18 protein-coding genes are annotated in these 18802 nt (G+C 68.1%); 4 read left to right on the top strand and 14 right to left on the bottom strand.

The annotated features are described in order from the left end of the window. Nucleotides 1-35: 35 nt before the first annotated feature. The 4 genes from ftsB to ACH5N8_RS07950 are packed head-to-tail and all read right to left on the bottom strand — an operon-like array spanning nt 36 to nt 4247. Complete coding sequence (gene ftsB, locus ACH5N8_RS07965; protein WP_483280910.1) at nt 36-428, bottom strand: cell division protein FtsB; 393 nt, start codon at nt 426-428, stop codon at nt 36-38. 24 nt (nt 429-452) lie between these two features. Next, nucleotides 453-1736 (bottom strand): phosphopyruvate hydratase, encoded by a 1284-nt coding sequence (gene eno, locus ACH5N8_RS07960; RefSeq protein WP_460026209.1) that lies wholly within the window; start codon nt 1734-1736, stop codon nt 453-455. A 52-nt stretch (nt 1737-1788) separates the two neighbouring features. Beyond that, entirely contained in the window at nt 1789-2610 is an 822-nt protein-coding gene (gene kdsA, locus ACH5N8_RS07955) for a 3-deoxy-8-phosphooctulonate synthase (protein WP_483283155.1), read from the bottom strand. Next, complete coding sequence (locus ACH5N8_RS07950) at nt 2607-4247, bottom strand: CTP synthase (protein WP_460026207.1); 1641 nt, start codon at nt 4245-4247, stop codon at nt 2607-2609. Before ACH5N8_RS07950 ends, kdsA begins: the two co-directional genes overlap by 4 nt. 183 nt (nt 4248-4430) lie before the next feature. On the opposite strand from ACH5N8_RS07950, the gene ACH5N8_RS07945 reads away from it, so the two are divergent. Next, a complete protein-coding gene (locus ACH5N8_RS07945) occupies nt 4431-4757 on the top strand; it encodes a DUF4156 domain-containing protein (RefSeq protein WP_460026206.1) in 327 nt (108 codons plus the stop codon). Here the strand turns inward: ACH5N8_RS07945 and tilS are convergent. Genes tilS through ACH5N8_RS07930 form a run of 3 tightly spaced genes read right to left on the bottom strand, consistent with a single transcriptional unit; the run spans nt 4732 to nt 7867 of the window. Further along, the gene (tilS, locus tag ACH5N8_RS07940; RefSeq protein WP_483283154.1) at nt 4732-6159 is read right to left on the bottom strand and encodes a tRNA lysidine(34) synthetase TilS; all 1428 of its coding nucleotides are present in this window, start codon (nt 6157-6159) and stop codon (nt 4732-4734) included. The two genes, ACH5N8_RS07945 and tilS, sit on opposite strands and share 26 nt — an antisense overlap. Next, complete coding sequence (accA, locus tag ACH5N8_RS07935) at nt 6152-7117, bottom strand: acetyl-CoA carboxylase carboxyl transferase subunit alpha (protein WP_483283153.1); 966 nt, start codon at nt 7115-7117, stop codon at nt 6152-6154. Before accA ends, tilS begins: the two co-directional genes overlap by 8 nt. Nucleotides 7118-7147: 30 nt before the next feature. Then, nucleotides 7148-7867: a dienelactone hydrolase family protein gene (locus tag ACH5N8_RS07930; protein WP_460026203.1), complete on the bottom strand. Its 720-nt coding sequence runs from the start codon at nt 7865-7867 to the stop codon at nt 7148-7150. Nucleotides 7868-8051: 184 nt separating this feature from the next. Here ACH5N8_RS07930 and ACH5N8_RS07925 point away from each other — a divergent pair, with 184 nt between their 5' ends. Both ACH5N8_RS07925 and ACH5N8_RS07920 read left to right on the top strand, forming a co-directional pair. After that, entirely contained in the window at nt 8052-8978 is a 927-nt protein-coding gene (locus ACH5N8_RS07925) for a ZIP family metal transporter (protein WP_483283152.1), read from the top strand. A gap of 4 nt (nt 8979-8982) precedes the next feature. Next, on the top strand, nt 8983-9663 hold the full coding sequence (locus ACH5N8_RS07920) for a TMEM165/GDT1 family protein (RefSeq protein WP_483283151.1): 681 nt from the start codon (nt 8983-8985) through the stop codon (nt 9661-9663). A gap of 12 nt (nt 9664-9675) precedes the next feature. Here ACH5N8_RS07920 and ACH5N8_RS07915 read toward each other — a convergent pair whose 3' ends face one another. Next, nucleotides 9676-10503 (bottom strand): cytochrome C assembly family protein, encoded by an 828-nt coding sequence (locus ACH5N8_RS07915; protein WP_483283150.1) that lies wholly within the window; start codon nt 10501-10503, stop codon nt 9676-9678. Nucleotides 10504-10592: 89 nt separating this feature from the next. On the opposite strand from ACH5N8_RS07915, the gene ffh reads away from it, so the two are divergent. Further along, nucleotides 10593-11963: a signal recognition particle protein gene (gene ffh, locus ACH5N8_RS07910; protein WP_483283149.1), complete on the top strand. Its 1371-nt coding sequence runs from the start codon at nt 10593-10595 to the stop codon at nt 11961-11963. Nucleotides 11964-12026: 63 nt separating this feature from the next. On the opposite strand, the gene ACH5N8_RS07905 is transcribed toward ffh, so the two are convergent. The 6 genes from ACH5N8_RS07905 to smbP all read right to left on the bottom strand — a co-directional run bounded on the left by ACH5N8_RS07905 (nt 12027) and on the right by smbP (nt 18769). Further along, on the bottom strand, nt 12027-13379 hold the full coding sequence (locus ACH5N8_RS07905; protein ID WP_483283148.1) for a metallopeptidase TldD-related protein: 1353 nt from the start codon (nt 13377-13379) through the stop codon (nt 12027-12029). Next, nucleotides 13376-14848: a TldD/PmbA family protein gene (locus tag ACH5N8_RS07900; RefSeq protein ID WP_483283147.1), complete on the bottom strand. Its 1473-nt coding sequence runs from the start codon at nt 14846-14848 to the stop codon at nt 13376-13378. Before ACH5N8_RS07900 ends, ACH5N8_RS07905 begins: the two co-directional genes overlap by 4 nt. Before the next feature lie 115 nt (nt 14849-14963). Further along, nucleotides 14964-15824: a L,D-transpeptidase family protein gene (locus ACH5N8_RS07895; RefSeq protein WP_483283146.1), complete on the bottom strand. Its 861-nt coding sequence runs from the start codon at nt 15822-15824 to the stop codon at nt 14964-14966. Nucleotides 15825-16022: 198 nt separating this feature from the next. Beyond that, nucleotides 16023-17267, bottom strand: coding sequence for a flavodoxin-dependent (E)-4-hydroxy-3-methylbut-2-enyl-diphosphate synthase (ispG, locus tag ACH5N8_RS07890; RefSeq protein ID WP_483283145.1), 1245 nt, complete (start codon nt 17265-17267; stop codon nt 16023-16025). 126 nt (nt 17268-17393) lie between these two features. Then, nucleotides 17394-18254 (bottom strand): NADP-dependent methylenetetrahydromethanopterin/methylenetetrahydrofolate dehydrogenase, encoded by an 861-nt coding sequence (locus tag ACH5N8_RS07885; RefSeq protein ID WP_483283144.1) that lies wholly within the window; start codon nt 18252-18254, stop codon nt 17394-17396. A gap of 134 nt (nt 18255-18388) precedes the next feature. Next, a complete protein-coding gene (gene smbP / locus ACH5N8_RS07880) occupies nt 18389-18769 on the bottom strand; it encodes a small metal-binding protein SmbP (protein WP_460026193.1) in 381 nt (126 codons plus the stop codon). Nucleotides 18770-18802: the final 33 nt, after the last annotated feature.

Raw genomic sequence — 18802 nt, 5'->3', positions numbered from 1 at the left:
GGTGGATGGGAGTCGGTGCAGGGCAGGCATGGGATTCATCGTGACGGGGCCGGCTTCGCGATACCGGTCCTGGCCCTGGCCGCCGCTTTCCTGTGGCGGGCCGGGGCCTGGCTGGCGGGCGTGTCGAGATCGGGCGTCGCCTCGGCCGGTGGCGGCGCCTCGTCGAAAATCTGGATGAAGGTTTCACCTTCCTTGATCATGCCCAGCTCGTGCCGGGCACGTTCCTCGATGGCATCGGTGCCATCCCTCAGGTCGCGAATGTCCGCCTCCAGGGCGGCATTGCGTATCCGGCGCCGTTCGCCTTCCTGCCTGAGCACCTCGATCCGCTGCTGGATTTCCCGGTACTCGCGGATGCTGCCGTCGCCCAGCCAGAGCCGGTATTGCAGGGCGGCGATGAGGATCAGCAGGAAGACGGTCAGCTTGTACAAGAGCGGGGCCTAGAGCGCCGGGCCTCAGAAGGCGCGCTTGAAGGCGCTCTTGCCGGCGTATGTGGCCTTGTCGCCCAGTTCCGCCTCGATCTTCAGCAGGCGGTTGTACTTGGCGATGCGGTCGGAGCGGCTCAGCGAACCGGTCTTGATCTGGCCGGCGCGGGTGGCGACCGCCAGGTCGGCGATGGTCGAATCCTCGGTTTCGCCGGAACGGTGCGACATGACGCAGGTGTAGCCGGCGGCATGAGCCATGTCGATGGCTTCCAGGGTCTCGGTCAGGGAGCCGATCTGGTTGACCTTGATGAGGATGGAGTTGGCTACCTTGGCCTCGATGCCCTTCCTGAGGATGGCCGGGTTGGTGACGAACAGGTCATCGCCGACGATCTGGATCTTGTGACCCAGCTTGTCGGTCATGATGCCCCAGCCGTGCCAGTCGCCTTCGGCCAGGCCATCCTCGATGGAGATGATCGGGTACTTGTCGACCCAGGCGGCCAGATAGTCGACGAATTCCTCGGAGGTGAACTCCTTGCCCTCGGATTCCAGGTGGTACTTGCCGTCCCGGTAGAACTCGGAGCTGGCGACGTCGAGGCCCAGGAAGATGTCCTTGCCGGCTTCGTAGCCTGCGTTCTTGATGGCTTCCAGGATGACCTCGATGGCTGCCTCGTTGGAGGGCAGGTTGGGCGCGAAGCCGCCCTCGTCGCCGACGCCGGTGGCCAGGCCGCGGTCGTGCAGTACCTTCTTCAGGGCGTGGAACACCTCGGCGCCATAGCGCAGGGCCTCGCGGAAGGTCGGGGCGCCCACCGGCAGGATCATGAATTCCTGCATGTCGACGCTGTTGTCGGCGTGCGCGCCGCCGTTGATGATGTTCATCATCGGCACCGGCAGCAGGTATTCGCCGCTGTCGTTGAGGTAGGCGTAGAGCGGCTTGCCGGCCTCGGTCGCGGAGGCGCGGGCAGCGGCCAGGGACACGCCGAGGATGGCGTTGGCGCCCAGGCGGCCCTTGTTGTCGGTACCGTCCAGGGCGATCATCCTGGCATCCAGGGCCTTCTGGTCGGCGGCATCCAGGCCGATGACGGCGTCGCGGATCTCGCCGTTGACGTTGGCCACCGCCTTGGTGACGCCCTTGCCGAGGTAGCGGGACTTGTCGCCGTCACGCAGCTCGATGGCCTCGCGCGAGCCGGTGGACGCCCCGGAGGGCACCATGGCGCTGCCGATGGCGCCGGATTCCAGGATCACCTCGACGGCGACCGTGGGATTGCCGCGGGAATCCAGTACTTCGAGCGCTTTCACGTCGACGATTTTGCTCATGAGGACATCTCCTGTGGGTTCGTGATGAGAATAAACGGAAAAACGGCGGAATTCAGAGCAGGGGCCGGGACTTGACGCTGCGGTCGATGGCCGCCAGCGTTTCCAGCAGTTCTCCCATGCGGTCCAGCGGCCAGGAATTGGGGCCGTCGCTGAGCGCCTGGTCGGGATTCGGGTGGGTTTCCATGAACAGGCCGGCGATGCCGACCGCCAGCGCGGCACGGGCCAGCGCCGGGACGAACTCGCGCTGGCCGCCGGAATGGGTGCCCTGGCCGCCCGGCAGCTGCACCGAATGGGTGGCGTCGAACACCACCGGGCAGCCGGTCTCGCGCATGATGGCCAGCGCGCGCATGTCCGATACCAGGTTGTTGTAGCCGAACGAGACGCCCCGCTCGCAGACCATGATCTGCTCGTTGCCAGCGGCGCGTGCCTTGTCGACCACGTTCTTCATGTCCCAGGGCGCCAGGAACTGACCCTTCTTGATGTTGACCGGCAGGCCCTGCGCCGCCACGGCGCGGATGAAATTGGTCTGGCGGCAGAGGAAGGCGGGGGTCTGCATGACATCGACCACCGCCGCGACCTCGTTCAGCGGGGTGTCCTCGTGCACGTCGGTGAGTACCGGCACGCCGATCTGCGCCTTGACCTCGGCCAGGATGCGCAGGCCCTCGTCGATGCCCAGGCCGCGGAAGCTGGCCTGCGAGGAGCGGTTGGCCTTGTCGAACGAGGACTTGTAGATGAACGGCACCCCCAGGGCAGCGGTCAGCTCGCGCAGGCGGCCGGCGGTGTCGAGGGCGAGCTGCTCGCTCTCGATGACGCAGGGGCCGGCGATCAGGAAGAAGGGCCGGTCCAGGCCGGCCTCGAAACCGCAGAGCTTCATGCCGATACCTGCCGCTGTCCGGCGTGTTCGCGCGCCGCCCCGATGAAGCCGGTGAACAGCGGGTGCCCGCCGCGCGGGGTGGAGGTGAATTCCGGGTGGAACTGGCAGGCCAGGAACCAGGGATGGCCGGGTATCTCGATGGTCTCGACCAGCTTGCCGTCGATGGACGTGCCGCCGATGCGGAGACCGGCCTTCCGGAGTGGTTCCAGATAGCGGTTGTTGAATTCGTAACGGTGCCGATGGCGCTCGGCGATGATTTCCTGGCCGTAGACACGGCGGGCCAGGCTGTCCGGCACCAGACGGCAGGACTGGCCGCCCAGGCGCATGGTGCCGCCCAGTTGCGACTCAACCGAGCGCTGCTCGATCGCGCCGGAGGCATCCTGCCATTCGGTAATCAGGGCGATCACCGGATAGGGCGTGCGCGGCTGGAACTCGGTGCTGTGGGCGCCGGCGAAGCCCGCGACATTACGCGCGAATTCGATCACGGCGACCTGCATGCCGAGACAGATGCCCAGATAGGGTATGCCCTGCTCGCGGGCGTAGCGGACGGTGGCGATCTTGCCTTCCACGCCGCGTTCGCCGAAGCCGCCGGGGACGAGGATGGCGTCGACATCCCCCAGAATCTCGCCGGCGTTGTCGCCGATCTCCTCGGAATCCAGGCAGAGGATCCGCACCCGCGTCCGGGTGTGGATGCCGGCATGGACCAGCGCCTCGGTCAGTGATTTGTAGGCGTCGCTATGGTCGACGTACTTGCCGACCAGCGCCACCGTCACCTCGCGATCGTAGTGGGTGAGCCCATCGATGACGGCCTGCCATTCCGACAGATCGGCCGGCTCCGCATCAATGCCCAGCTTGCGGACGACGATGTCGTCCAGTCCCTGTTCGTGCAGCAGCAGCGGGATGCGGTAGATGGTATCGGCATCCGGGGAGCTGATGACCGCCTTCTCGCTGACATTGGTGAACAGCGCGATCTTGCGCCGTTCCGGCTCCGGCACCATCTCCTCGGAGCGGCAGATGAGGATGTCCGGCTGGATGCCGATGGTGCGCAGTTCCTTGACCGAATGCTGGGTCGGCTTGGTCTTGAGTTCGCCCGCCGAGCCGATGAAGGGCACCAGGGTCAGGTGGATGAACAGCGTGTTGTTCTCGCCTTCCTCCACCCGCATCTGGCGGATGGCCTCGAGGAAAGGCTGCGACTCGATGTCGCCGACGGTGCCGCCGATCTCGATCAGGGCCACATCATGACCCTCGCCGCTGAGGCGGATGACGCGCTTGATCTCGTCGGTGATGTGCGGGATGACCTGCACGGTGGCGCCGAGATATTCGCCCAGGCGCTCCTTGCGGATGACGCTCTCGTAGATCTGTCCGGTGGTCCAGTTGTTGACCTTGCCCATGGTACTGCGCACGAAGCGCTCGTAGTGGCCCAGGTCGAGATCGGTCTCGGCGCCGTCCTCGGTGACGAACACCTCGCCGTGCTGGAACGGGCTCATGGTCCCGGGATCAACATTGATGTAGGGATCGAGCTTGGTCAGCGTGACCTTCAGCCCGCGTGCTTCCAGGATGGCGGCCAGCGAGGACGCGGCAATGCCTTTGCCCAGCGAGGAAACCACACCGCCGGTAATGAAGATGTATTGGGTCATTCAGACTCTGGGTATGAAGCGCCGGACCTCTGGCAGGCCGGCGAGGGGTCGGGCGTGGCATGGCCCGGTAGAACGGCCGCCATTTTACTGCAATCGCCGGGCACTCGTCATCGCCGACTGTTTCATGGCCAGCCGCAATCGGTTTAGTATGGCTGCGATAGTTGCCCAAAGGAGAAATCCGGAATGCCGATGATCCCGAAGTCGAGTGCGCTGGCCCTGGTCTGCCTCGCCGTCGCCGGCTGCACCGCCTGGGTCGATCTCAAGCCCCAGGGACAGGGCGTGCGCATCCTGACCGAGCGCGACGTCAGGACCTGCAAGCGCATTGGCCATGTCACCTCCACCACCACCGCATCGGTGGCCTACCTGCCACGCGACGACGAATCCGTGCAGGAGGAACTGCGGCGCCTGAGCCGCAACTACGCCGGCGCCATGGGCGGCAACGCCATCGTGCCGACTGGCCCGGCGGCCAACGGCGAACAGTCCTTCAATGTCTATCACTGCCATCCGTGAGCGGCCCGGCCGGCCATAGTCCGGCCGGCGGTTCCCAGCATGGCCTGACCACCGGCCCGGCCGCGCCGGAAGCGGCGAACTCGGCGGCCAGCCAGTCGCCCACGGCGGCCAGCCGTCCCTCCAGGTACACCAGCGGAACGCGCTCCCGTACCCAGGGCGGCCAGCCGCGTTCCTGGAACAGCTTGCGCAGCTCGTGACGTCCCTGCCGTCCCGGCAGGCGCAATGCCTCGCCCCCGCGGCGATAGCCAACCCGCACGGTGGCCTGTTGCCACAGGTGCTCGGGGATGCCGGGGGCTCCGGCGCCGGGACGGATCAGGCGCAGATGGCCATTGCCGCCCGGCAGCGCCAGCCTGGCGGCGTCGGCCGGCCAGCTCAGCCCCTCCGCCGGCAGCAGTGCTTGCAGCGCGGGCAGGGGTGGCGTCAGGTAGAGCCGGCCGCGATAGCGGCGCACTTCCCCTTCGCGCCAGCGCACCAGGGGATTGCGGTCGGCGGCGGCACCCAGCAGGTCCTCGCGCATGGCCTGCACGATCCGGGCGGGCGGTGCGCGGAAGCCGTGCCTGGCCAGCCAGCGACGCAGCATCAGCGCCTGTTCGGCCGGCGTGGTCCCGAGCAGTGCCGGGACGGCGAGCGAGCCGGTCTCCTCCGCCCGCGCGTCGGCCAGGAGCCGTTCGCCGAGACCGGCCAGCAGCGCATCGGCCTCGGCGCAGTGGCGGGCGGTGCGCGACAGCGTCGCCGACAGGGCCGGCCAGCGCCGCCGCAGCAGCGGCAGCACGTCCCGCCGCAGGAAGTTGCGGTCGAAATCGGTCTCGGCGTTGCTGGGATCTTCCACCCAGGTCAGCCCGCGCGCGCGGGCATGGTCGGCCAGCTCGGCGCGCGTGGTGCGCAGCAGGGGTCGCGCCAGATGGCCGGGACCGAACCGCGCCAGGGCCGGCATCGCCGCCAGCCCGGCGACGCCGGCGCCGCGCAGCAGTTGCAGCAGCAGGGTTTCCGCCTGGTCGTCCTGATGCTGGGCCAGCAGCAGCAGCTCGCCGGGGCCGAGGAGATCCGCCAGCGCCCGGTAACGGGCCTGGCGGGCGGCGTCCTCGGGACTCTGGCCGGGCGCAGGGCGGGCGTCGACCCGCAGGACGGTCAACGGCAGGCCCAGGTCGCGGCAAACGCTTTCGCAGTGCCGGGTCCAGCGATCGGCGTCCGGGTGCAGGCCGTGATGCACATGCACGGCGCGGAGATGGTACCGGCGCGGCGCCGGCAGACCGGCCGCGAGATGCAGCAGCACGGTGGAATCGAGTCCGCCGCTGCAGGCGACCCAGTGAACCGGGGCGGCGGGGCAGGCGGCGAGGAAGCGGTCGAGCTGCGCCGGGTCGAGGCAGGGACGGTGCGGTTCCGCCCCCGGCGCCTCAGGCACTGGCTTCTTCGTAGACGCCGTAACTCATCAGGCGCCGGTAGCGCTGCTCCAGCAGCGTGTCCAGCGGCAGCAGGGAGAGCTCTTCCAGGTTGCGCTTGAGGGTGTTCTTCAGGTTGGCGGCGGTCTGCTCGCGGTCGCGGTGGCAGCCGCCCAGGGGTTCCGGCACGATCTCGTCGATCAGCCCGAGCTCGCGCAGCCGGTCCGAGGTGATGCCCATGGCCTCGGCGGCCAGCTCGGCCTTCTCCGCGCTCTTCCACAGGATCGAGGCGCAGCCCTCGGGCGAGATCACCGAATAGGTGCTGTATTGCAGCATCAGCAGCCGGTCGCCGACGCCGATGGCCAGCGCGCCGCCGGAGCCGCCCTCGCCGATGATGGTGCAGATCACCGGGATGCGCAGGGTGGCCATCTCGAACAGGTTGCGGGCGATGGCCTCGCTCTGGCCGCGTTCCTCGGCATTGATGCCGGGGTAGGCGCCGGGCGTGTCGATCAGGGTGATGAGCGGCAGCCGGAAGCGCTCCGCCAGCTTCATCAGCCGCAGCGCCTTGCGGTAGCCCTCGGGGCGCGGCATGCCGAAGTTACGGTGGATCTTCTCCTTGGTGTCGCGGCCCTTCTGGTGGCCGATGACCATGACCGGCACGCCGTCCAGCCTGGCCACCCCGCCGACAATGGCGGGATCGTCGGCAAAGGCGCGGTCACCATGCAGCTCCTGGAAATCGGTGAACATCAGCTCGATGTAGTCGAGCGTGTAGATGCGCTGCGGATGGCGCGACAGTTGGGAAATCTGCCAGGCGCTGAGGTTGGAGAACACCGATTCGGTCAGCTTGCGGCTTTTTTCCTCCAGCTTGGCGATTTCCTCGCTGATGTTGATTTCGTTGTCGAACCCGACCCGGCGCAGTTCATCGATCTTGGCCTGCAGGTCGGCGATCGGTTGCTCGAAATCAAGAAAGTTGAGGTCCATGCTGGCGTCTCGGTGCCCGAAAAAAGGGCGTCATTCTAGCACTTCGGCCAGGAAATCCATGAGCAGCCGCCACGCGCGGCGGTCCGCCAGCGGGTCGTAAACGGTGCCGAAAGCGGGATCGTTGGCGCGTGGATTGGTGAAGGCGTGCATGCTGTTGCCGAACAGGTGCAGCTGCCAGTCGGCGCCGCGCGCGGTCAGTTCGCGACCCAGTTCCACCGCCTGCTCGGGCGTGGCCATGGGATCCTCGAAGCCATGCAGGACCAGCAGGCGGGACTTGATCGGCGCCGTGGACGAGGGCTCGGGCGGCGTGAACAGGCCGTGGAAGCTGACCACCCCGCGCAGATCCGCGCCGCTGCGGGCGAGATCCAGCACGCACAGGCCGCCGAAGCAGAAGCCCATCGCCGCCAGCCGCTGCGGATCGGCCTCCGGCTGCCGGCGCAGGGTTTCCAGCGCGGCGCGGATGCGGTCCTGCAACATCAGCCGATCCTTGATCAGGCCGCCCATCAGTTGTGCGCACGCCTCCGGACTGTCGCCGACGCGGCCCTCGCCATACATGTCCAGCGCCAGGGCGACATAGCCTTCGGCGGCCAGCGCGCGCGCCTTGTCCATAGCGAAATCGTCGCGGCCGGCCCAGGTGTGGGCAATCAGTATGCCCGGCCGCGGGCCGGGGCAGGCGTCGTCGAAGGCCAGAAAGCCCTCGCAGCGGGTATCGGCATGCGGATAGTCGACCAGGCGGGTAACGAGGCTCATGGGCATTCTCCGGGTGGCTGCGGATGGGAGGCTGGCCGCCTGTCGCGCGGGGATCGGGCCCGGCCAGCCGTCCGGGTGTTCAGCTTGACGCTCCCGCCGCGATTGCGGACCATTGCCGCGCAATTCTAATCCAATGCCGGCGCCGGTCCGGCCTTGACGTCCCGTCCTCGTTCGAGAGCCCATCATGACCATCCGGATTCCCCCCGCCTGGCAGGAACGCCTGGAAGCCAGCCCGGCCTACCGCCGCTTTCTGGAACTGACGCCGCTGGAGCAGAAGCTGGCGCTGGTCGGCGCACCCACCCTGCTGGTCACGGTGCTGCTGAGCCTGGTCTACGTCTTCGTCGACCGCATCATCGCCATCGGCGCCCTGTCGAGCCTGCTGGCCGGTCTGGCCACCGGCGCCGGCGCGCTGCCGGTGCTGTTCTACCGGCGCATCACCCACCGGACCCTGAACACCATGCTCGGCGGCGCAGCCGGCGTGATGCTGGCGGCCACGGCGTTTTCCCTGATCATGCCGGGCATCCAGGTCGGCAATCAGATCTGGCCGGGTTACGGTGTCTACGTGGTCGCCGTCGGCCTTCTGGCCGGCGCCGGTTTCCTGGTGCTGGCGGATCGCTGGCTGCCCTACGAGAAATTCCTCGAGCGCGGCGAGCAGTTCGATTCCCTGCGCAAGGTCTGGCTGTTCATCGCCGCCGTGACCCTGCACAACCTGCCGGAGGGCGGCGCCGTCGGTGTCAGCTTCGGCAATGGCGACTGGCACAACGGCGTCGCGCTGGCGCTGGCGGTGGCCCTGCAGAACGTTCCCGAGGGCCTAGCCGTGGCGATGCCGCTGGTGGCGCTGGGCTATCCGCGCCGGCACGCAGTGCTGATCGCCACCCTGACGGGCCTGATCGAGCCGATCGGCGGCGTCCTGGGCGTGGCCATGGCCTCGGCCTTCCTGCCCCTGATGCCCATCGGCATGGCCTTCGCCGGCGGCGCCATGCTGTTCGTGATCAGCGATGACATCATTCCCGCCATCCAGGCGCAGGGCAAGGCGCGCTACGCCACCTTCGCCGTCATGATCGGCTTCATCGTCATGATGATCCTCGACAACCTGGTGACCACGCCCTGAGCCCATGCCCTGCAACCTGATCGCCGAGGCCGGCGCGTGGCTGGAGCACAGCCTGCCGGTCGTGGACTGGAGTCATGTCTCGGGGGCCTCCGCGGCGGCCTTCGCTCTGGTGACGGTCGCCGAAATGGGCGATAAGAGCCAGTGGGTCTGCATGGCCCTCGCGGCGCGGCACCGGCACTGGCCGGTATTCGGCGGGGCGGTGCTGGCCTTCGCCGTGCTCAATGCCCTGGCGGTGGCCTTCGGCGCCGTTGCCGGTCGCTGGCTGCCGGAGCAGGCGGTCGCCCTGGCCGTGGCGCTGATCTTCGCGGTCTTCGGTCTGCGCAGCCTGCTGTCGCGGCACACCGAAGAGGACGAGGAGGTCAGCGAAAAATCCGGTCACGGCATTTTCGCGACCACCTTCCTGATGATCTTCCTGGCGGAATTCGGCGACAAGACGCAGATCGCGGTCGCCGGGCTGGGCGCCGCCGATCCGGCCATCCCGGTCTGGCTCGGCGCCACGGCCGCCCTGGCGCTGACCTCGGCGCTCGGCGTCTGGGCCGGCAAGACCCTGGTGCGACGGCTGCCGCCGCGGGCGCTGAGCGTGACCGGCGGGCTGCTGTTCCTGGCGTTTGCCGCCTTCGCCGCCTGGCAGGCCGTCCCGGCGCCCCTGCGGGCGTCGCTGCTGGCGCAGTTGTTGCTGCGCTAGCCGCAGGCGCGGTCAGGTCCGGCCAAGGATGAGTTCCAGCACCATCTTGCTGCCGAAGTAGGCCAGCATCAGGGCGACGAACCCGCCCAGGGTCCAGCGCACCGCGGTCTGCCCGCGCCAGCCATAGCGCTGGCGGCCGACCAGCAGGACGGCGAACACCAGCCAGGCCAGGATGGAGAGCACGGTCTTGTGCGCCAGGTGCTGGGCGAACAGGTTTTCCAGGAAGATGAAGCCGGTCGCCAGCGACAGGGTCAGCAGCAGCAGACCCGCGCCGATGAGCTGGAACATGAGGTTTTCCATGCTCTGCAGCGAGGGCAGGGAGCGCAGCAGGTAGCCGTCCGGATGGTGGCTGCGCAGGCAGTGGTCCTGCACGGCCAGCAACAGGGCCTGCAGGGCGGCGATGTTGAGCAGGCTGTAGGCCAGCAGGGAGGCGAAGATGTGGGTTGCCATCGGCCAGGAATGATTGCTGATCCCGCGGGTTTCCTCGGGCAGCGCGAGCTTGGCCAGCAGCACCGCGCTGGCCAGCGGAAAGGTGATGAGGGCGAGCTTGTCGACCGGCCGGAACAGGGCGGTCAGCATCAGCATGGCGTTGATCGACAGCGTGACCAGCGACAGGGCGCCGAGGAAGCTGAAGTTCGGTCCGTGCCCGGCGTCGTAGGTGCCCAGCAGGGCGATCGCGTGGCAGGTCATCGCCAGCACGCCCAGCGACAGGCCGGCCGCGCGCACCGGCGGCGGCTGTTCGCCGCCCTCGTCGAGGGCCCGGCGCAGCAGCCACAGCATGCCGGCCACCGCCAACAGGTACCCCAGAATCGCCAGAACGGCCGCTGTCCGTGAATCCATCGTATTCATGCCCTCCGCCGGCTAGTCTGGCATAATGCCGCGCCTAGATGAAGCAAGGCGCAAGCCAACAGCCCCAAGGACGCAAGCCGATGTTTGACAACCTCACCGAACGCCTTACCCAGTCGCTCAAGAAGATCCGTGGCCAGGCGCGCCTGACCGAGGACAACATCCAGGAAACCCTGCGCGAGGTGCGCATGGCCCTGCTGGAGGCCGATGTGGCGCTGCCGGTGGTCAAGGATTTCATCGAGCATGTCAAGACGCGGGCCCTGGGCCAGGATGTCAAGACCAGCCTGTCGCCGGGTCAGGCGTTCATCAAGATCGTCAACGATGAACTCGTCAGCGTCATGGGCGGCGGCAACGAGAAGATCAACCTCGCCACCCAGCCGCCCGCGGTGATCCTGATGGCCGGACTCCAGGGCGCGGGCAAGACCACCACGGTTGCCAAGCTGGCGAAGTGGCTGAAGGAAAACGAGCGCCGCTCGGTGGTCGTGGCCAGTGCCGACGTCTACCGCCCGGCGGCCATCGAGCAGCTCAAGACCCTGGCCGGCGAGGTGGGCGCCGACTTCTTCCCCAGCGATCCCTCGCAGGCCCCGCTGGACATCGCCAAAGGTGCCCTGGAGCATGCCCGCAAGCGCTACAAGGACGTGGTCATCATCGATACCGCCGGCCGTCTGGGCATCGACGAGGCGATGATGGCGGAAATCCAGGCCCTGCATGCCGAGCTGAAGCCGATCGAGACGCTGTTCGTGGTCGATGCCATGACCGGCCAGGACGCCGCCAACACCGCCAAGGCCTTCGGCGACGCGCTGCCGCTGACCGGCGTCGTCCTCACCAAGACCGACGGCGACGCCCGCGGCGGCGCGGCACTGTCGGTGCGGCACATCACCGGCAAGCCGATCAAGTTCCTCGGCATCGGCGAGAAGACCGGCGCCCTGGAGCGCTTCCACCCGGACCGCATTGCCTCGCGTATTCTCGGCATGGGTGACATGCTCAGCCTGATCGAGGAAGCCGAGAGGAAGATCGACAAGACCAAGGCCGAGAAGCTGGTCAAGAAGATCCAGAAGGGCAAGGCCTTCAACCTCAACGACTACTACGACCAGCTCCAGCAGCTGAAGAGCATGGGCGGTCTCACCGCGATGATGGACAAGCTGCCCGGCGCCGGTAATGTCCCGCAGCACGTCAAGGAAAAGATCACCGACAACGAGTGGATGCAGCAGATCGTCATCATCGACTCGATGACCCGGCAGGAGCGGGCCGACCCCGACATCATCAACAACTCGCGCAAGCAGCGCATCGCCCGCGGCTCGGGTACGGACCTGCAGGACATCAACAAGATGCTCAAGCAGTTCGAGCAGATGCAGAAGATGATGAAGAAGTTCAAGAAGGGCAACCTGCTGGGCATGATGCGCGGCATGAAGGGCAACATGATGCGCGGCCTGCCGTTCCGCGGCGGGATGTAGCGCCACCGGCGGCGCCGATTCCGGCTGTCGCTCCGTCGGCGGCCGGTTCCCCCGGCGCGGCGGTTACAGGGTGAAACGGAATCGCCGGGCCAGGATGCCGGGCACCTGGCTGCCGCCGAGGGCCCGCTGGCCATAGGTGTCGGTATTCAGCAAGGTCTCGCTGCGGGCGGTGACGGCTTCCAGTTCCGCTCCGAACAGGCGATACAGGCTTTCATCGAAGCGCAGGTCGCGGATGGGCGCGACGATCCTGCCGCCCTCCACCCAGAAACAGGCATAGCGGGTCATGCCGGTGAGGCGGGCATGCTGCAGGTCGCTCCAGTTGAGATAGTGCAGATTGCCTATGTAAAGCCCGGTATCCAGGGCTGACAGGACATCCTCATCGGCCAGCGTGCCCGGCGCCAGTTCCGGGGAGCGCAGGCCCTCGCCGGGATCGGCGGCATTGCCCGCGACGCCATATTCGCGCGCCGAGCGGGTGCTGGTCAGCAACTGCCCGAGCCGGCCCTGCTCGATGACCGGCACCGTCAGCGGCGCCATCTCGCCGAGCCCGTTGAAGCGCGGGCACAGTCCCAGGGCGAAATTTTCCCGCAGCGTGAACAGTGGCGAGAGCGCCGCCGTCCCCTCGATCAGCCGGCTCAGGGCCGAATCGCCGCGCCGGCTGGCGCCATAACTGACCGCCCCCCAGGAGAACATGGCCACGAGGGCATCGACCGCGGCCGGCGCCAGGTAGGCGCGGTAATCGCCCGGGGCCAGCTCGCGACTGGCGCCGGCCAGGGCGCCCAGCTGCCGCTGCGAGGCCTCGATCCGGCTCGCCAGGGCCGCGGCCTGCCACTGGCGGCCGGCATGCAGGTCCTTGACGGCCTTGTTCTCGCCCCGCGTATCGACGGTATACAGGGAATAGTCGAGGAAGAAACGCTCGCTGGCGTAGGCGTGGCGGGTGCCGGCGGAATTGCGGGTGGCGCGCAGCTGCGGGCCGGCGGCGTAGAGTCCGGTGAGATCGCCCGCCGCGCCGGCTTCACGGATCGTGGCCAGCACCTCGCCGGGTTCGGGCATCTCGCCGGCATGCCGCTCGTCGCTGACGCCCAGTGCCTGGATCGGCGTCAGGAAGGGGTCGGCCGGCAGCGCCTCGACCTCCCGCCGGGCGCGCGCCAGCAGCGACAGCGCGATGCCGGCATCGGATGCCGCTGTTCCGCCGAGGTCGAAGGCATAGGCCACGCGGCGACCGCGTGACTGGAACTGCAGGCTCAGGCGCCGCTGTTCGACCGCCGTCGCTTGCCGCACGCGCGCCCCGTTCAGGCGCAGGTAGGTCTGGTCCTCGGCGGCCAGACCGAGCGTCAGTTCCTCCCCCTCCCGCAGCGCCGCGCAGCAGGTGTCGCCGAGCTCGTCGAAAAGCGCCAGGGTCCGGTCGACGAAATTCATGCGGCACCTCCGAAGACCTGCACGCCACGGAACAGGCAGGACGGAGAGGCGTGGCCGACGCGGATGACCTGGTGCGGCTCGCCCTTGCCGCAGAACGGCGTGCCGTAGGCGCGGAAGCTGGCGGCATCGCCGACCGCCGCCAGTGCGTGCCAGAAGGGAATGGTGGTGCCCCGGTAGTTCGGGTTCCTGAGTGCCCGGGTCAGCCGGCCGTCCTCGATCAGCCGCGCGTACTCGCAGCCGAACTGGAACTTGTTGCGGTAATCGTCGATCGACCAGGAGCGGTTGGCCTCCATCCAGACCCCGTGTTCGACCTGTCCGATCAGCTCCTCCAGCGTCGCCGTGCCCGGTTCCAGGTTGATGTTGGCCATGCGGTCCAGGGGTGCCCGGTTCCAGCCGGCGGCGCGGAAATTGGCCACGCCCGGCAATCCCAGCCTTGCCTGGCTTTCCAGGCCACCGAGCCCGCGCAGCAACCGGCCTTCGCGGATAAGGTATTCGCGGGTGGCCGGCGTGCCGGCATCGTCGTAGCCGTAGGCGGCGAATTCGCTCGCCAGGGTCGGATCGAAGCTGACGTTCATGAGCGGGCTGCCATATTGCAGGCGGCCGAAGTCCTCCGGCTTGACGAAGCTCCAGCCGGCATAGTTGCGCTCGTCGCCGAGGATGCGGTCCAGCTCCAGCGGATGGCCGATGGACTCATGGATCTGCAGCAGCATCTGGTCCGGCGCCAGGACCAGGTCCAGCGTGGCGTCGGGACAATCCTCGGCATCCAGCAGCTCCAGCGCCTGCTGCCCGACCCGCTCGCAGTCCTCCAGCAGCGTGTCCCAGTCGAAATGCTCGATGCCGCCCTGCCAGCAGCGGGCCGTCGGGCCGTTCAGCGAACGCTGCTGGGTTTCGCCGCGGTGATGGGCGATGGCGGCGAAATGCTGGCCGCTCAGGTGCAGCCGCTGGTCGATGTCGGCGCCGCTGGTCGAGACATAGCGCGTGGCATGTTCCACCAGGGTGGCTTCGGCCAGGGTGGTGACAATCCGTCCGGAAGCCCGCAGCCGCTGGCAGGCCTGCACCAGCCGGTCGCTGAATTCGGCCAGGCTGGTCGAGTCCAGCCAGCGCTCGCCGGGCCCCTGGTAGCGCCCGGCGGTCGGCGGCCGCTGCGCCGGACTGAAGGCGAAGACCTTCGCCGAGGCCAGCCGCCGCGCCAGACCGGCGGCGCGTTCGCCGGCGCGGCGCAGTCCCGCCGGCGACAGGTCGCTGGTGGCGGCGTAGGCGATCTGCCCGTCCACCAGCGCCTCGACCATGACGCCGCGCTCGCAGCTGACGCGGTTGTCTTCGGGCCGGCCGTTGCGAACCTTGCGCCGATGGGTGATTTCCTCCACATAGCGCAACCCCAGCCAGTCCGCGAGGCCGGCCAGCGGTTGCAAGGACGCCAGGGGATCGAAGGCGGCGAATGCGGGCGTGAGGTGCAGCGGAACAGTCATGAGGCAGGCTCGCGGGGGAAACGGGGACGGCGAGTGGGACCGCCGCGACAGCTGGCGGTTCGGTCCCGGGCCGCGGTTTTTCCGCCCCGCCGCCCGGGACGGGGCGAGACCGGCCTCAGTTGGCCGGGCGGTAGAGCGGATAGGCGTTGCTGCTGTGCGCCAGCTTGATCGGCGGCTTGGCCTGGGTCACGGCGAAGATCTCGCGCGTGATGCGCTCGTACAGCTCCGGCGTCCAGGACGGCAGGTTGGGCAGGCTGGCATCCAGCGGCCGCTGGCGCGGATCGCTGGGGGAAATGATGACCCTGATGTTCTCCGGACCGACATGGGCAGCCAGCACGAACAGTTCCTCGATGGCGGCGTCGCCCATGGCCAGGCAGCCCGCCGACACGCTCTTGCCGTGGATGAAGATATCGCCGCCCAGGTCGCTGCGGCCATCGTACTCGGCATGCAGCAGGTCGAAGTCGTTGGGGTAGTCGACCTTCATGGACAGGTGATAGTTGCTGTTGGGATTCAGCCGGCTGATGCGGTAGACGCCCTCCGGCACCTGGCGGTCACCCTGGCGCAGCTTGGGTCCGCGCATGCCGCTGGCGGCCTTGATGGTGTAGGGACGGATCAGCCGGAACTTGTCGCCGTCGCGCGCCCAGAGCTCCATCTTGCGCTCGTCCTTGATGGCGATCAGGGCGATTTCGCGTGGCGGGTAGGCAACACCGGCCTTGCGGAAATAGGGTTTCAGCTGTTCCAGCGCGGCCGGCGCAAAGGCATACAGCGCATCGTCGATCGACCGGGCGCCCCTGGGAAAGCTGAACGGCGGCGAGTAGGCCGTCTCCATGGGGATGTTCAGGTAGCGTTTCGGCTGTTTCTTGCGGGAAAGGGACGACGGATGGCCAAGTTGGGTGACGGTTTCTGGCTGGCTGGCGCAGCCGACCAGCGCGAGCGCGGTCACCAGGCCGGCCAGGGTTCGGCAAACGGTATGCATCGGCAGAGAGTCCTCCGATTCGGTTGGCAACAAACTAAGGATGGGTGATATCACCGACAGCGTCGGTGCAAGGGCCGGATCATGCGGCCCGTCGTCGCGGCAAGCGGCAGCGACGGTGGACGGTTCTGCTTGCGCCGGCCGTCTGGCGCGCGGCTGAAGGGCGCGGGGCCTGGCCCGCGCCCGCGCCGGTCGGTTCGCTCAGCCGGTCGCCCCGGGCGGGGCCGGGGTCTTGCGCCCGTAGTGGCTGTCGATGTACTGCTCCACCAGGGCCTGGAATTCCTCGGCGATGCGGTCGCCCTTCAGCGTCACCGTTTTCACGCCATCCTCGTAGACAGGCGCGACCGGGTCCTCGCCGGTGCCCGGCAGGCTGATGCCGATATTGGAATGCTTGCTCTCGCCGGGGCCGTTGACGACACAGCCCATGACGGCGACCTGCATGTCCTCGACGCCGTGGTAGCGCTTCTTCCACTCCGGCATCTTGTGGCGGATGTGCGTCTGGATGTCCTGGGCCAGCTGCTGGAAGTAGGTGCTGGTGGTGCGTCCGCAGCCGGGACAGGCGGTGACCAGGGGCAGGAACGAGCGCAGCCCCATGGTCTGCAGGATCTCCTGGGCGACGATGACCTCCTGGGTACGGTCGTTTTCCTGCGGTTCCGGCGTCAGCGAGACGCGGATGGTGTCGCCGATGCCCTGTTGCAGCAGCACGCCCAGGGCGGCGCTGGAGGCAACGATGCCCTTGGAGCCCATGCCGGCCTCGGTGAGGCCCAGGTGCAGGGCGAAATCGCAGCGCAGGGACAGCGTCTGGTAGACGGCGATGAGTTCCTGCACCCGGCTGAGCTTGCAGGAGATGACGATGCGGTTCTGCGGCAGCCCCAGCTCCATGGCCTTGTGGGCGCTTTCCAGGGCGGAGGCGATGACGGCTTCCCGCATCACCGCTTCCAGAGGTTCGGGTTCGGCCAGCTGGGCGTTCTCGTCCAGCAGCCTGGCCAGCACCGCCTGATCCAGGCTGCCCCAGTTGACGCCGATGCGGACCGGCTTGTCGTAGCGGCAGGCGAACTCGATCATCTGCGCGAACTGCGGATCGCGCCTGGAGCCGCGACCGACGTTGCCGGGATTGATGCGGTACTTGGCCAGGGCCTCGGCGCAGGCCGGGTATTTCTCCAGCAGCTTGTGGCCGTTGAAGTGGAAGTCGCCGATGAGGGGCACGTTGCAGCCCCTGGCGGCCAGCCGGTCGCGGATATGGGGCACCGCCTCGGCCGAGGCCTCGTTGTTGACGGTAACGCGGACCAGTTCCGAGCCCGCCCGGGCCAGTTCGTGGATTTGCTGGACGGTGCTGTCGATGTCGGCCGTGTCCGTGTTGGTCATGGACTGCACCACGATGGGTGCGCCACCACCAATCTGTACCGAGCCGACCTGCACCCCGACGGTAGTTTTGCGAACGATCATGGGGACAATGTCTGGATTGCGATGAGGGTAAGGGAATTGCCCGAAGTTTACCGTGAAAGCCGCCGGCCGGGCGCGTCCCGGGCTATTGTGGGTTTTCGCCCCGGCTTGTCAACGCGGCCGCCGGGCTCAGGCCAGGCTCTGGGCAATGGCGAAGATCTCCTCGGCGTCGAGCACCAGGTCGCTGGTCTCGAACAGCCGGGCGATGCAGGCGCGGTGCAGGGTCAGCTTGAGCGTGCCGAAACCGATGGCGCCCCAGACGATCTTGCCGGCGCGCTCGGCGCCCCGGTCCATCGCTGCCACCCCGCCGATGCCCAGCGGCGGGGTGGCGTTGGCATCGGCCAGCATTTCCAGGGCAGGCAGGTCCTGCCAGTGTTCCGGCCGCAGCAGCTCGACCCCGCTGGCGCCGGCGGCGATCACGACCTGGGCATCCTCGATGGCACGGCCGCGATCGTCGCTGTCATAGGCCTCCACCGGAACCACCTCGATGCCGAAGCGCGCGCGCAGCTCGTCCGCGGCGTGCCGGGCGCGGCTCTGCTGGCGGCTGGTGAGGTGAATCTCCCCGGCGCCGGCGCGCGCCAGCATGACGGCGGCGCGCTGGCCGACGGGACCGGTTCCGGCCAGCACCACCGCGCGCTTGCCGGCAAGTTCGCCGCTGCCCATCAGCCTGGCCACCGCCGCCGCCGCCGTGGTGTTGCTGCCATTGCTGTCCAGCATCACGGACACGCGGAAATCGCCGAAGAAGCGCTGCCGCACCGCCTCGAACAGGGCCTGGCCGGCCTGCATGTCGCTGCCGCCGACGAAGATGGCGGTGTTCCGCTTGTCCTTGGGCGGACGGGTGAAGATCGCGCCGTCGACCAGGGGCGCCACGTTGTCAGGCGTCACGAGACCGTGACCGATGACCCGGTCGGCGCCACCGTCGTAGGCGACGACGCAATCGAATACGGAAGGATGGGCGTCGGTGTCGAACTGGAACAGCAGTTTTTTCATGGGGTTCCTGCGGGTAGGCGTGGGCGGCTATGGTAAGCGGGCGGCAGCAAAAGCAGAACAGTGATTCCATGCACAATCGGTTTACGCGATCGAGCGCTGATCGGCCGCCTCATCGATCCGGCCCGCGCCTGTCCTCAGGGCCGGGGCGCGGGTGGCGGGGCCGGATGCTGTCCGCCCCCCGCCTGTTCGAGGTGGTGCCGGGCGTCGCCGGCCTCCTCGCCAGCGGACTGCGAGTTGTAGCGGCGGGCATGCGAGATGGCCTCGTTGAGGTTGGCCTCGCCCTGGCGCAGGTGCTGCAACGCCTCGGGATTGCCCCGGTTGGCGGCCTTGGCGGCGTCCAGATGCCTGAGGGCTTCCGTGGCGTGTTCCTTGACGCTGGCCGAATCGCCGCTGGCGCGCGCGGCCTGCCCGGCGTGCCGGATGGCCTCCTCGGTATGTTCCTCGGCCGGGATCCGGGCGCTTGCCAGCAGCAGGGCGGGGATCGCCATGAGTTTGCCAATCGACTGAATTTTCATGCTTTTATTCTCCTGGTCCGGCTGCTGCGGGAT

The sequence above is a fragment of the Methyloparacoccus sp. NF-16 genome (assembly GCF_056880625.1).
Note: the sequence above shows the minus strand (reverse complement) of the source record. Positions and strands in the feature narration are given on the sequence as shown.